The organism is Actinoallomurus sp. CA-150999 (assembly GCF_050942425.1).
GTDB lineage: Bacteria > Actinomycetota > Actinomycetes > Streptosporangiales > Streptosporangiaceae > Actinoallomurus.
The window spans coordinates 7,473,706-7,486,912 of record NZ_CP192063.1; the positions used below are offsets into that span (position 1 = coordinate 7,473,706).

Sequence of the window (13,207 nt, forward strand, 5' to 3'; positions counted from 1 at the left end):
GGCTCATCGAGCTCTGCGCGCCCGTCCTCCGATGGGCCGGTCGCAGCGGGCCTGGAAGCGTTCCCGCAGGTGGCTGTAGTCGTGATCGGGGAAGAGGTCGGGAAAGCCCTCCAGGGTCTTCTCCAGTTGGCGGACGGTGGCGTGGTACTTCCCGTGGCGGAGGTCGACGTCGGTGAAGAGGTATTGCCAGCCCGGAGTCCCCTTCATGACGAGCAGAGTGTCCACGTAGGACCGGTAGTCGACTTCCAGCGGCACCAGGTTTCGGTGGTTCGTGTCGTAGAACCACAGCCCCTGGCTCGGAGCGTGGCGACGAAGCGCTGTGAGGCGGCCCGATCCTGGGGCCTCTTCGAGCATCATCAGTCCGTCGTTCATCAGCTCTTGTTGTTCCGGAGACAGACTCACGTCCACGTACGGCACGACCCTGCCGGACAGGCAGTTCCGGACGTCCTTCAGGAAGAACTCCCCCTCGAGGGAGTAGTCGTCCATGTGCCAGGCGACATGGATGTGGTCCGTGCTCAGCAGGTACTCGCGAACGCCCTCGACGGCCGCGTCTCCCCAGGCGGAGGCGATCAGCGCGGCGTCGTCGGCCGAGAGCTCCCGGGGCGGCCCTGACCCGATCTCGCAGGCGGTCATGACGATGTCCGGCGTGGCGCGGAGTTCGTTGACGTGCGCGTGGGCACGAGCCTGGAAGTCCGTGGTCATTCGGCCGAGACTACGGCGTGCCACCGACAAGATCACAGTAGGTCAGTGCGCCGGTGTCAGTTCCAGGCGGGCGAGTTCGCGGCGGGAGGAGACGCCGAGCTTTGGATACGCCTTGTACAGGTGGTACTCCACCGTTCGCGGGCTCAGGAAGAGCTGCGCGGCGATGTCCCGGCTGCTGGCCCCCTCCGCCGCGAGCCGGACGACCTGGAGCTCCTGCGGGGTGAGCCGTTCGAGGAGGTCGGCGGCTGCCGGACGGGCGACGGTGGCGGACTCGCCCGTCGCGCGGAGCTCGGTCCGGGCGCGTTCGGCCCACGGCTGCGCGCGGAGCCGCTCGAAGACCTCCAGCGCGGACCGCAGCGGGCCGCGGGCGTCGGAGCGACGACGGGCGCGGCGCAGCCACTCCCCGTACAGCAGCTCGGTACGGGCCCGTTCGAACGGCCGTCCGCCCTTGTCGTGGAGGCGCAGCGCCTCGACGTACCGGGTCTCGTCGTCGTCCAGGAGGGCACGGCAGCGGAGGGCGACCGCCCGGCTCCACGGCAGGTCACCGGCGCGCGCCCACTCCTCGAAGCGGCCGAGCGCCGGCTCGGCGTGCTCGGGCCGTCCGGCTCGGACCGCCGCCTCCACCTCGTCGGGGACGGAGAACGTGACGACGGCGGTGAACCGGCCCGGACCGAGCCGCGCCTTCTCCAGCCGGTCGAGGGCGTCGTCGTAGCGGCCCAGGCCGAGGTCGAGCAGGGCGAGCGCGCAGTCGGCCGCGGCGGCCTCCGCGCCCGCGAGGTCTCCCCCGAGCGGGTCGCCGCCTCCGGTCAGCGCGCGGCAGCGTTCCTCGTCGCCCTGGATCGCGGCGACGCGGGCCAACAGCATCTCCAGCCGGCCCACCCGCTGTGGCCGGCCGGTGTCGCGGGCGATGGTGATGGCCTCGGCGACGTTCGCCTCGGCGTCACGGAACAGTCCGGCCGGGACCTGCGCCTGGGCGAGTCTCTGCAGCGCGCCCGCGAGCTCGCCGACCAGTCCCCGCCGTCGGCAGCGGGCGACCTCGGCGGCCGCCAGCCGGATGGCGGCGTCGTCGTCGCCGAGGATCAGCGCGCAGTGGATCGCCTCCACCAGCGCACCGTCGCCCTCGGTCATCCCGGCACCTGGTTCGCCGAGCGCGCCGGTGAGGACCTCCTGGAGAAGAGGGACGCCGTGGGCGAAGTCGTCGTCGACGAGGTGGGCCATGCCCTGGAGCAGCGGGTCGCGCCGACCGACGGCGGCCGACCGCTCGGCGGCGGCCCGTACCGACTCCTCGTCTCCGGAGAGCCAGGCGTACGAGGCGCCCATGCGCAGCATGGCGGCCGCCCGGTGGTCCTCGGCGGCCTGCTCGACCAGGATGCGGGCCGCCTGTCGGGGATCGCCCCGTTCGAACTCCACGGCGGCGCGGATCCGCGCCAGCCGGATCAGCGCGCCCGGGTCGGCGGTGAGACGCTCGGCCCGTACGGCGAGCTCCGCGGCGTGGTCGGCGCCGCCCGCGAGGAGAGCCGCCCCGGCCGCCTCGACCAGGCGCCGGGCCTGGCCGCCGGACTCGGGCGTGAGCCGGGCGGCCTGCTGGAACAGTGCCGCGGCGACGGCCCCGGCGGCGCGGTCCCGGGCGCGTACGGCGGCCGCTTCGAGGTCGGCCGCGACGTCCTCATCGGGAGCGGTCGCCGCGGCGGCGCGGTGACGCGCCCGGCAGTCGGCGTCGATCGCGGCGTCGGCGAGCGCCCGGTGGACGGTCACGCGGCGGGCGAGCGAGGTGCCCTGGTAGGCGGCGGTACGGATCAGCGGGTGCCGGAAGGCGACGGTCGTCCCGGTCACCTCGACGAGGCGTGCCTGCTCGGCCGGTTCGAGGTCGCCGAGGTCGACGCCGAGCGACGTCGCCGCGCCGAGCAGCGTCGGCAGGTGACCGCGCGCCTCGGCGGCGGCGACGAGCATCATCAGCCGCGTGCGTTCGGGCAGCCGGGCGATCTGGGCGCGGAAGGAGGCGAGCACCCGGTCCGCCACCGGCAGGGGCCCGGGGCCGCCGTCGCCGGGCCGGGCGGCGCCCAGGTGCAGGAGGGCCAGCGGGTTGCCGTCGGCCTCCATGAGGATCCGGTCGCGGCGTTCGGGGTTGAGCTCCCGCTCCGCCAGCACGCGCGCGGCGTCGGCGCGGTCCAGCCGGGCGGGCTCGATCTCGGGCAGGCCGTGCCCGGCGAATCCGTCGTCCCGGGTGGCGAACACCATGACGACGCCTTCCGCCGAGAGCCGCCGGGCCGCGAACAGCAGGGCGTCGGCGCTCGCCCGGTCGATCCACTGGGCGTCGTCGACGAGACAGAGCACGGGCTCGTCCTCGGCCAGGTCGGCCAGCAGCGTGAGCACCGCGAGCCCGGTGAGGAACCGGTCGCCTCCGCCGGAGCCACCGGCGCCGAACGCCGTCCGCAGCGCGTCCGCCTGCGGGTCCGGCAGGGTCTCCAGCCGCGTCTGCACGGGCCACAGCAGCTGGAGGAGCCCGGCGAACGCCAGATCGTGTTCCGCCTCGACGCCGGTCGCGCGCAGGACCCGCAGCCCGGCCGCCGCCTCGGCGGCGCGGTCGAGCAGCATCGACTTGCCGATCCCGGCCTCGCCGCGCACGACGAGGGATCCGCTGCGGCGGCGCCCACGAGCGTCGTCGATCAGTCCTGTCAGCCGTTCGAGTTCGGCGTCGCGCCCGTACAACACCCCACAAACCTACGTGGCGGAGTACCGAAACATTACTGATTCGCCGCCCCGCCTCCGGCCCGTAGCGTCCTGACCAGCTGATTCACGGAGGAAGAGAGCGATGAACGAACTGTTCGAGCCGGTCGCCGTCGGCGAGCTGGAGTTGCCCAACCGCCTCGTCATGGCGCCGATGACGCGCAGCCGCGCGTACGACGGCCTCGTCACCGAGCTGACCGCCGACTACTACGCGCAGCGGGCGGACGCCGGGCTGATCATCACCGAGGGCACGCAGCCGAGCGTGATCGGCCAGGGCTACATCAACACGCCGGGGCTGCACTCCGCCGAGCAGATCGCGGCCTGGCGGAAGGTGACCGACGCGGTCCACGAGAAGGGCGGCCGGATCTTCGCCCAGGTGATGCACTCGGGCCGGGTCGGCCACCCGGTCCTGTACCCGGACGGCGCCCTGCCGGTGGCGCCCTCGGCCGTCTCGTCCGGCGGGAAGCTGTTCACCCCCGAGGGGATGCTCGACCACCCGACACCCCGGGAGATGAGCATCGAGGACATCGCCCAGACGGTCGAGGACTACGTGTCGGCCGCGCGGAACGCCGTCGAGGCGGGCTTCGACGGAGTGGAGCTGCACGGCGCGAACGGCTACCTGATCCATCAGTTCCTCGCCGACGGCAGCAACCGGCGGACGGACGCGTACGGCGGTTCGATCGACGGCCGGATCCGGTTCGCGGTGGAGGTCGCCGGGGCGGTCGCGGACGCGATCGGGCCCGAGCGGGTCGGGATCCGGCTGTCGCCCGGCGCCGCGATCAACGGCATCACCGAGTCCGACACCGCGGAGCTGTACCCGGCGCTGGTCCGCGCGCTGGCGCCGCTCGGCCTGGCCTACGTGCACGTGATGGAGGTCGGTGACCGCGACACGACGCGCGCGATCCGGGCCGCCTGGCCGGGCGCGCTGATCCTGAACCCGAATCCGGAGCAGGGGCAGCTCCCGTCGTCCCCCGAGGCCGGCGTCGACGCGCTGCGGGAGGGGCTGGCCGACGCGATCTCGCACGCCCGGCTGTGGCTCGCCAACCCCGACCTGCCCGCGCGGATCAAGGCGGGCGGCCCGTACAACGAGGCGGACCCGGCCACCTTCTTCGGCGGTGACCACCGCGGCTACACCGACTACCCGGTGCTGGGATCCTGATCCCGCCACTCCTCGGTGACGCGCCCGACTCCTCGGTGACGCGCCTGACTCCTCGGTGACGCGCCTGGCGACCGGCGTCCGTTCAGGTCCTGATCGGTGCTCCGGCCCGTTTGACCTGATGATGTTGCAGGGATACCTCCACCTGCCTGACGGCGCCGAGCGTGCCGATCCTGGTGTTCACGTAGCGGTAGAGGGCCTGGGGCGTACGGCACACGACGAAGGCCGCCAGGTTCGCCGGGCCGGTGATCGCCGCCACCCACGCCGTCTCGGGATGTGCGGCGAGCGCAAGCCCGGTGGTGTCGAACTCGCCCGGCGCCACGGTAAGCCAGAGGTAGGCCGTGGTCTCGAACCCGACCAGGCGCGGTGGGAACTCCACCTCGAAGTACAGGGCTCCGCTGCCGCGGAGCTCGGCGATTCGCCTGGTCACCCTGGCCACGGGCCAGCCGGTCAGGGTGGCCAGGTGGGCGTAGCCGGCGCGCCCGTCCTCGGCCAGCGCGGTCAGGAGCTCGGCGTCGTCCGCACGCGGGGCCGCGTCCGTGGGCGTGGACTCCGCGCCGCCGCTCAGTGCGGCGATCTGGTCCTCGTGGAGGAGATCCGAATAGCCGGACCAGTAGAGCCGTCCGGTGTCGAACCGGTGCAGTACCGCGAAGGCGTTCAGCGCCCGCACCTGAGCCGTGCGCGGCAGCCGCTCCAGCAGGCCGGGAGCCCGGATCGTGCACACGATCTCCGCTCCGCCCGAGGTGAGCCCCACCCACGTGGCCGGTGGATGCCTGGCGATGGCCTCGGCGAGCGCGTGGGCGGCGTTCGGCCGACAGCCGATCCGGACCAGCCACTCCGTGCCGCCGAGCCGGTGCGGGTCCACCATGCCGACCACGCGCAGCGCCCCCTGCCACCGCAACCGCCGATAGCGGCGGGCGACGGTCTGTTCCGACACCCCGAGCACGGCGGCCACCCTGCGGAACGGCACTCGCCCGTCCACCTGAAGCGCATGGATGATTTTCCGATCCAGGCGGTCCAAGGTGAGGGTTTCATCTGCCGATGGCCAGGTCATCGGCGGAATTCTAGCGGTCTAGCTCCATCGATGGCGGGTGGTGGTCGCTGCCGATCACAGTGGGCGCATGCGCAAATGGCTGCCTCTCCTCCCGATATGCCTCGGCACGGTGATGTTCACGGTCGACATCACGATCGTCGGCGTCGCGATGCCCGAGCTCTCGACCGCCCTGCACGCCTCGTACACGGCGCTGCAGTGGTCGATCGACGGCTACGTCCTGGTGCTCGCCGCGCTGGTGATGGCCGTCGGTGCCGCCTCCGACCGCCTCGGGCGCCGGCGGGTCTACCTGGCGGGCACCGCGATCTTCGCACTGGCGTCCCTCGGCTGCGGGGCGGCGTCGACGATCGAACTGCTCATCCTCGGACGCGCCCTGCAAGGCCTGGGCGCGGCGGCGATGATGGTGACGAACACGGCACTGCTCGCCGGCACCTACGACGGCCGCGAGCGGGGGATCGCGTTCGGCGTGTGGAGCGGCGTCACCGCCGTGTCGGCGGCGGGCGGCCCGCTGGTGGGCGGCATCCTCACCGAGCAGTTCGGCTGGCGATCGATCTTCCTGGTCAACGTCCCACTCGCGGCCATCGCGCTGGTGTCCGGACGCAGGTGGCTGTCCCCCTTCCCTGGTACGGCCACGACGCGGATCGACGTCCCCGGCACGCTCGTGTTCGTGTGCGCCGCCACGCTGACGATCTTCGGTCTCACCCGGGCAGGGGGACAGGGCTGGGGAGACGTCGTCGTGCCGGTCTGTTTCGCGGGCGCCGCCGTCGCGCTGGTGGCCTTCTGGCTGATCGAGCGGCGCAGCCCCCATCCGATGATCGACCTGGCCCTGCTGCGGAGGGCCTCGCTGCTCGCGTTGCTCCTCGCCACGCTGGTGTTCAACGCCGCCTCGGTGTCCGACTTCGTCTACCGGTCGATCTGGCTGCAGTCCGTCGTGGGCCTGAAGCCGCTCATGGCGGGGCTCGCGCTGACCCCGATGGGCGCCGCGGCACTCGTGTCGGCCCTCCTGACCGGCCGCTACGCCAACGCCGCCGACCACCGCCGGCCGATCGGATTCGGGCTGCTGCTCATCGCCGCCGGTGCCGTGGCCGGTCGGCTGCTGATGTCCGCCGACGCGAGCTGGACGGCGCTGGTCCCCGGACTGGTGATCAGTGGTGCGGGCGTCGGCATGTGCTCGCCGGTGCTGGCCTCGGCCGTACTCGCGGTCGCTCCGCCACACCGCGCCGGGATGGCCAGCGGCATCGCCAACACCCTCCTCCAGCTCGGCTTCGCGCTCGGTATGCCGGTCGCCGGAACGATCCTGACCGCCTCGATCCGCCATACCCTCACCGACGCCGCCGTCGCCGATCCGGGCGCCGCGACCCTCGCGATCGCCAACGGTCACCCCACGGACCTCTCCGCGCAGACCGTCCACGCCGCCTTCGCCATGGCCCTCGACAAGGTCTTCCTCCTCGATGCCGCCTTGGCTCTCGCCGCCGCGCTGCTCGTCCTCCTCCTGATGCGGCCCACCCGCAGTGCCGAGAGCCCGGAGCCTGCTCTCGCGGGCCACCGATGACGCCTCCGTACGCGGACGGCGCGCAGTACAGTGCGCCGAAGGGATCATTGCCTCGTGGGCGGAGGGGGTTGCGCACGGTGACCACCGAGCCTCCGGCGCCGTACGTCGTGAGGTTCCGGCGGCTCCGGCCGATCCTCATGATCGCGGTCGGCGTCCTGGGTCTCGCGATCTCGGTCCGGATGATCGCCGGAGTGGTACGGGCCGGGCAGCCGAACCGCGTGCCCACGCGCCTCGGCCTGGCGGTCGCGTCCGCCGTCCTGACGGCGGTGGGCGGCGCGCGGCTCGCCCGGGGCCGGCGCACCGGCTGGATCGCCTTCGCCGTCGACGCGGACGGGATCTTCCTCGTGGCATCGCCGGACGGGGCGCGCCGGTTCGGCTGGGACGAGGTGAGCGCGCTGGTGCTGTTCTCCCGGCGTACGGAGTTCGTCGAGGGCACGGTGCGATGCGTCGGGGTCCGGCTGCATCCGATGGCGCCGGGCTCACCCGAACGGCATCTCGCCGAGCTCGAGGAGGCGGTGTCCCGGCACGACCTGCCGCTGGACGTGTGGGAGCGGCTACGCCGGCTCGACCGCGGGCCGTCGGAGGCCGGGCTGGAGCTCGCCGTCAGCTTCCACGCCGAGGCCCGGGGCTGGCAGTACCGCACGTCGTCGCTGACGGAGGCCATGCGCGTCCACGCTCCCGGGGTCCCGGTCGTCCGGGAGCCGTCCGAGCGCTACTACGACCTGGTCGGCTGGCGCGCCGACCAGGAGGAGCTGCGCCAGGCCCTCGAAGACGCCGAGCTCCGCCATTGGTGCTGACATCCGGGAAGGACCGGGCCGCCGCCCGGACGCCTGTCACTCGTTCGGGTCAGGAATCGGTGAGATGGGCGCGGATGGCGGCGGCGCCGGATTCGGTGAGCCAATCGGTGAGGGTGCGCAGTCCGGGGTGGATGACCCGCAGTGCCTCGATGTCGGCGTGCCAGCGGTGACCGGCCTCCCAGCGCTTCTTGGTGTCGGCGATCATCGGGCTGAACGCGGCGGCCTCGCCGTCGGTGAGCTGCTCGTACCGGACCGGAATGCCGGTGGCCTCGCTGATCGCGGCGGCTGCCTCGACCGGGGTCGGTTCGTCACCGGCCAGTTCCAGGGTCCGTCCGGCGAACCGGGCCGGGTCCGCGAACGCGAGCGCGGCGAACTCGGCGATGTCCTCCAGCGCGATGACCTGCATGGGCTCGTGCGGAGTGAAGATGTGCCGGTGTACGCCGTGGACGATGCCGTCGACGCCGATCGCCCCGGTGCTGAGATAGTTGGTCATGAACCGGACCGGGCGTAGCACGGTGGGCAGCGCGATGTGGTCGCGCAGGTACTGCTCGATCAGCACCTTGCCTTCGGCCCACGATGCGGTCGATGTCGAGGCGACGGTGCTGAACACGACCTGCTCGATCCCCGCCGCGGCCGCGGCGTCGATCAGCACCCTGCCGCGGGCCACTTCGAGATCTGTATCGGGTCCGGCCGGCCCGAAGGCCACCGGCGGTATGCCGAACACGGCGGCGGTGCCGTCGAACGCGGGCGGCAGGCTCGCCGGATCGTCGAAGTCGCCGCGCACGAGCTGGGCGCCCGCCGCGGCCAGCGCGGCAGCGGCGGGTGCGGCCAGGTCGCGCACCAGGGCTCGCACCGGCCACCCCCCGGTGAGCAACCGCCGGGCGGTGGCGCCGCCCTGCTTGCCGGTGGCGCCGGTGACGAGGATCGGGGAGTCGGGGTCGGCCGGTGTCGCGGTGGTCATGGTGCCCTTTCCGGAGGTGCGGGATACTGACGTGATCCGGAATGCTCCACCCGCTTCAACGCCTCTGTCCGCGCTGGCCGCTGGCGGGGTCGCACTGCGTGCGGCACACCGGGACCGGGAACGCGGCACACGACTGGTGCGGTTGCTGCTGGACGGATTGCGCACCCCGGCCGTCACGAAATCTGAAACGTTCCGTGACACGCCGTCCCCTCTGGGTCACGAAACCACCGCACCGAGGCACTGCGTGGAATGCGGCGCGCGGCTGCGCGTCCGTGCCACCGGGCGGCCACCCCGCTACTGCGGTCCGACCTGCCGCCAGCGCGCCCACCGGCGCCGCGTCGTTTAGCACCGCACCGGCATTCGCATTAGATCCGCGTGCCGTGGTCGGACCAGTACGGCTCGCGGATGAGGCGCTTGTAGAGCTTCCCGGTCGGGGTGCGCGGCAGGTCGGTGACGAAGTCCACCGAGCGCGGCGCCTTGTAGCCGGCCAGCGACGCGCGGCAGAAGGCGATCAGCTCCTCCGCCAGCTCCGGCGACGCGGTGTGCCCGTCCTCCGGTTGGACCACCGCCTTGACCTGCTCGCCGTACTCCTCGTCGGGCACGCCGAACACCGCGACGTCGCCGACCGCCGGATGGGTGATGAGCACACCTTCGATCTCGGCCGGGTAGATGTTGACGCCGCCACTGATGATCATGTCGATGACGCGGTCGGCGAGGAAGAGGTACCCGTCGGCGTCGAGGTAGCCGATGTCCCCGGTGGTGAAGAGGCCGTTCCGGTGGATCGAGGCGGTCTTGTCCGGGTCTCCCCAGTACTCGACGTCGTCGCCGCTCGCGTAGCGGAACCACAGCTGTCCCGGCTCGCCCGGCTCGGCGGGGCTGCCGTCCTCGCGTAGGACGTGGGTCTCGACCGTGGGCAGCGGCCGCCCGACCGTGCCCGGCCGGCGCAGCCATTCCTCGGCCGTCACGATGGTGTTCACCGACGCCTCGGTCGACCCGTAATACTCGTGGACGACCGGACCCAGCCAGTCGATCATCCGGCGTTTCACCTCTGGGGAACACGGCGCGGCACCGTGCCACACGGCGGTGAGGCTCGACAGGTCATGCGCCGTGCGCGTCGCCTCGTCCAGGCGCAGCATCCGGACGAACTGGGTCGGCACGAGATGCATGTTGGTGATCCGGTACCGCTCGATGAGCCGCAGGGTCTCCTCCGCGTCGAACGCGCGCCGCATCACCAGCGACCGCCCGGCGCACAGCAGGCCGTACGACCACAGCCACTGCGCCGAGTGGTAGACCGGCCCGACCAGCAGCGACCGGCCGCCCTCGGGTATACGGAGGACGTCGGCGTAGCCGGGGGCGGCCACGGCCATCGTCTCGATCGGCGCGCCCGCCTGGGTGAGCTTGCGGCTGACCCCCTTCGGCCGGCCCGTCGTACCCGAGGTGTAGATCATCGGCCAGCCGAGGACCTGGTCCGCGGGCTCGCCGTCCGGCCCGGAGGCGAGGAGGTCCTCGTACGGCCGGAAGCCGGGGACCTCGCCGAACCCGACCCGCGCCACCAGGCCGGCCTCTGACGCCGCCGTCTCGGCGACCTCGGCGAATCGGTCCTCGGAGAACAGGACCCTCGCCCCGGAGTCCCCCAGCACGTACGCGAGCTCGTCCGCGGTCCAGTGCCAGTTGACCAGCACGTACCGCAGGCCGATGTGCGTCGCGGCGGCCATCACCTCGACGTACTCGCGCCGGTTGCCGGAGTGGATCGCGATCGTGTCGCCGGTCCGCAGGCCGAGCCCGCGCAGTGCCCCCGCCAGCCGGTCGACCCGCTCCTCGAGCGCCCGCCAGGTGGTGACGCCGTGCTCGTCGATGAGGGCCGGCTCGTCCGGCCTGGCCTGGGCGAACGGGCGGAGAATTCGGGCCATGGAGACCTCCAGGTCGGTCAGTCGGGCCGGGCACCGGCCATGCGCAGTGCGAGCCCCACGTAACGGTCCCGCAGGTCGGCGGGGCCCAGCGGGCGGTGCTCGTGGAACCACTCGCTGAGGTGCACGCACATGTCGAGGATGGGAATCGCGGTGAGGACGGCCGCGGCCCGGTCGTCACCACCGACCAGGTGGAACTCACCGCGCTTGTGGCCCGCCAGCAGGACGTCCGCCAGGCGATCGCGCAGCCGTCGCCGGATCGCGACGACCTCGTCGTACCAGACACCGGAGAGCAGGTGATACTCCCGGTTGGCGACCCGCGCGGTCTCCTGGTGGTCGGCGTGCCGCGTCACGTACACGCCGACGATCGCTCGCAGCTCGGCCAGGGGATCGCCCGCGACGGCCTCATGCGCCGCGGTCACCTCGTCCTCCAGCCGCAGGTGGATGTCGCGCACGACGACGTACAGCAGTTCGTCCTTTGAACCGAAGTGGTTGTACAGCGCGCCGGGCGTCAGGCCGCACGCCTCGGTGATCTGCCGGACGGAGGTCGCCAGCGCGCCCTGACGGTAGAAGAGGCCGATCGCGGCCGCCGCGAGCCGCCGCTGGATTCGCGATCCGGCGAGCGGAAGCTCCGATTCGGTCACGTGCGCCGCTCCTCGTCTTGACGGCCGACAGACCCGAGCGTACTAATTTCCCTAACGTGAATGAACGCTTATTCACCTGGATCCGGTTCGTCCTTCCTCGGGGGCGGAGCGCCATGACGCTCCGACACGTCGGCCTGTAGGAAACGAGGTGGCCATGGCCCCCGCCGATCCGACCACGACCCCGTCCAACGGCTTCTCCGCGCACCGGCTGTGGGAGCGCGGCCTGGACCGGTACCCCGGCACCGCGGCCCGCTACCGATACCTGGCCGTGGCGGTGTTCGTCACGATCGTCCTGTACTACGAGCTCTACGTCGCGGGCGGCGTCGCCCCGCTGATGCTGGCGCACTTCAAGATGTCGTTCCTCTACTACGTGAACGTGCTCGTGTTCGCCAACCTGGTCGGGGCCTTCGGGTCGCTGGCCGCCGGCATCGCCGACCGGTGGGGCCGCGCCAACCTCGTGACGTACGGTCTGCTGGGCACGGGCCTGTTGACGCTCCTGACGCCGCTCGCCCCGAACAAGGCGACGTTCGCGGTCGTCACCATCCTGACCGGCCTCGTCGAGGGCATGTGCCTGGTGGCCACTCCCGCGCTGGTCCGCGACTTCTCACCGCAGATCGGCCGCGCCTCCGCGATGGGCTTCTGGACGCTCGGACCGGTGATCGGCAGCCTGGTCGTCAGCTTCGTGGCCAACCGCACCCTGCCGCGGTTCGACGACTCCTGGGCCAGCCAGTACTACATCGTCGGCGTCGTCGGGCTGGTGGCGTTCGCCGTCGCGCTGTTCGGGCTGCGGGAGCTGCGGCCCGGGCTGCGCGACCAGGTGATGGTGAGCGTCGCGGACCGCGCGCTGGTCGAGGCCCGGGCGGAGGCGGCGGAGCAAGAGGCCGATCTGCGCCACCCGTGGCGGCAGATGGCACGGCTCGAGATCCTCGCGCCGGCGCTCGGCGTCAGCGTCTTCCTGCTCATCTACTACACCGCCGTCGCGTTCTTCACCATCTACCTGACCTCGAACTTCGGACTCACGACCGCGCGGGCCAACGGGGTCAACAGCTGGTACTGGGCGATGAACGCGGTCGCCCTCGTCATCGTGGGCGTCGTCTCGGACCGCCTTCGGGTGCGCAAGCCCTTCATCGTGGGGGGCACGCTCCTCGCGGCGGTCATGACGTTCCTGTTCATGACCCGGACGACCCATCCGCACACGAGCGCGGGCACCCTCATCTGGATCATCAGCCTGCTCGCCGTCGGCCTGGGCGTGGCGTACACGCCCTGGATGGCGGCGTTCACGGAGACGATCGAGCGGCGGAACCCCGCCCTGACCGCGACCGGCCTGGCCATCTGGGGCTGGATCCTGCGGATCGTCGTGTGCGTCTCCTACTTCGTCCTCCCGTACGTGGTCGGCGCCGTCGACACGCTGACGCGGGCCCCGGAGGTGCTGGCCGCGGCGAAGAAGGTGCCGGCCGGCACCGCTCCGCCGCCCACGCTGCTCCACGAACTGGGCGAGCTCAAGAAGGCGGCGGCCGACGCGCCGCACCAGTGGCAGGCCTGGTGGTGGATCTGCATCGTCGCCGAACTGCTCTTCCTCGTCCTCATGTTGCCGCTGGCCGGCCGGTGGAATCCACGCGCCGCCCGCGCCGACGCCGACGCGCACGCGCGGGAGGTGGAGCGGCTGACCGGAACGCAGGGCTGAGAGGCCGTCGTCTGTTTACTGGAGTG

10 protein-coding genes are annotated in these 13,207 nt (G+C 72.2%); 4 read left to right on the forward strand and 6 right to left on the reverse strand.

The genetic code is table 11. The features are described from left to right. Nucleotides 1-3: 3 nt before the first annotated feature. Both ACQP2O_RS34595 and ACQP2O_RS34600 read right to left on the reverse strand, forming a co-directional pair. The gene (locus tag ACQP2O_RS34595) at nucleotides 4-702 is read right to left on the reverse strand and encodes a hypothetical protein (RefSeq protein WP_433172510.1); all 699 of its coding nucleotides are present in this window, start codon (nucleotides 700-702) and stop codon (nucleotides 4-6) included. Nucleotides 703-744: 42 nt separating this feature from the next. Then, complete coding sequence (locus ACQP2O_RS34600; protein WP_433172512.1) at nucleotides 745-3,414, reverse strand: AAA family ATPase; 2,670 nt, start codon at nucleotides 3,412-3,414, stop codon at nucleotides 745-747. Nucleotides 3,415-3,514: 100 nt separating this feature from the next. Here ACQP2O_RS34600 and ACQP2O_RS34605 point away from each other — a divergent pair, with 100 nt between their 5' ends. Next, complete coding sequence (locus tag ACQP2O_RS34605; RefSeq protein ID WP_433172513.1) at nucleotides 3,515-4,588, forward strand: alkene reductase; 1,074 nt, start codon at nucleotides 3,515-3,517, stop codon at nucleotides 4,586-4,588. Between the two features lie 82 nt (nucleotides 4,589-4,670). Here ACQP2O_RS34605 and ACQP2O_RS34610 read toward each other — a convergent pair whose 3' ends face one another. Continuing rightward, nucleotides 4,671-5,639, reverse strand: coding sequence for an Lrp/AsnC family transcriptional regulator (locus ACQP2O_RS34610; protein ID WP_433172515.1), 969 nt, complete (start codon nucleotides 5,637-5,639; stop codon nucleotides 4,671-4,673). A 67-nt stretch (nucleotides 5,640-5,706) separates the two neighbouring features. On the opposite strand from ACQP2O_RS34610, the gene ACQP2O_RS34615 reads away from it, so the two are divergent. Both ACQP2O_RS34615 and ACQP2O_RS34620 read left to right on the forward strand, forming a co-directional pair. Continuing rightward, nucleotides 5,707-7,188, forward strand: coding sequence for an MFS transporter (locus ACQP2O_RS34615; RefSeq protein WP_433172517.1), 1,482 nt, complete (start codon nucleotides 5,707-5,709; stop codon nucleotides 7,186-7,188). Nucleotides 7,189-7,265: 77 nt separating this feature from the next. Continuing rightward, nucleotides 7,266-7,985 carry a hypothetical protein gene (locus ACQP2O_RS34620; protein ID WP_433172519.1) on the forward strand — a complete coding sequence of 240 codons (720 nt, stop codon included), beginning with the start codon at nucleotides 7,266-7,268 and terminating at the stop codon, nucleotides 7,983-7,985. A gap of 49 nt (nucleotides 7,986-8,034) precedes the next feature. On the opposite strand, the gene ACQP2O_RS34625 is transcribed toward ACQP2O_RS34620, so the two are convergent. The 3 genes from ACQP2O_RS34625 to ACQP2O_RS34635 form a co-directional block, all read right to left on the reverse strand. Next, complete coding sequence (locus tag ACQP2O_RS34625) at nucleotides 8,035-8,946, reverse strand: NmrA family NAD(P)-binding protein (RefSeq protein ID WP_433172521.1); 912 nt, start codon at nucleotides 8,944-8,946, stop codon at nucleotides 8,035-8,037. A gap of 365 nt (nucleotides 8,947-9,311) precedes the next feature. After that, the gene (locus tag ACQP2O_RS34630) at nucleotides 9,312-10,856 is read right to left on the reverse strand and encodes an AMP-binding protein (protein ID WP_433172523.1); all 1,545 of its coding nucleotides are present in this window, start codon (nucleotides 10,854-10,856) and stop codon (nucleotides 9,312-9,314) included. A gap of 17 nt (nucleotides 10,857-10,873) precedes the next feature. Further along, on the reverse strand, nucleotides 10,874-11,497 hold the full coding sequence (locus ACQP2O_RS34635) for a TetR/AcrR family transcriptional regulator (RefSeq protein ID WP_433172525.1): 624 nt from the start codon (nucleotides 11,495-11,497) through the stop codon (nucleotides 10,874-10,876). A gap of 154 nt (nucleotides 11,498-11,651) precedes the next feature. Here ACQP2O_RS34635 and ACQP2O_RS34640 point away from each other — a divergent pair, with 154 nt between their 5' ends. Further along, the gene (locus ACQP2O_RS34640; protein WP_433172527.1) at nucleotides 11,652-13,181 is read left to right on the forward strand and encodes an MFS transporter; all 1,530 of its coding nucleotides are present in this window, start codon (nucleotides 11,652-11,654) and stop codon (nucleotides 13,179-13,181) included. The last annotated feature ends 26 nt before the right edge of the window (nucleotides 13,182-13,207 follow it).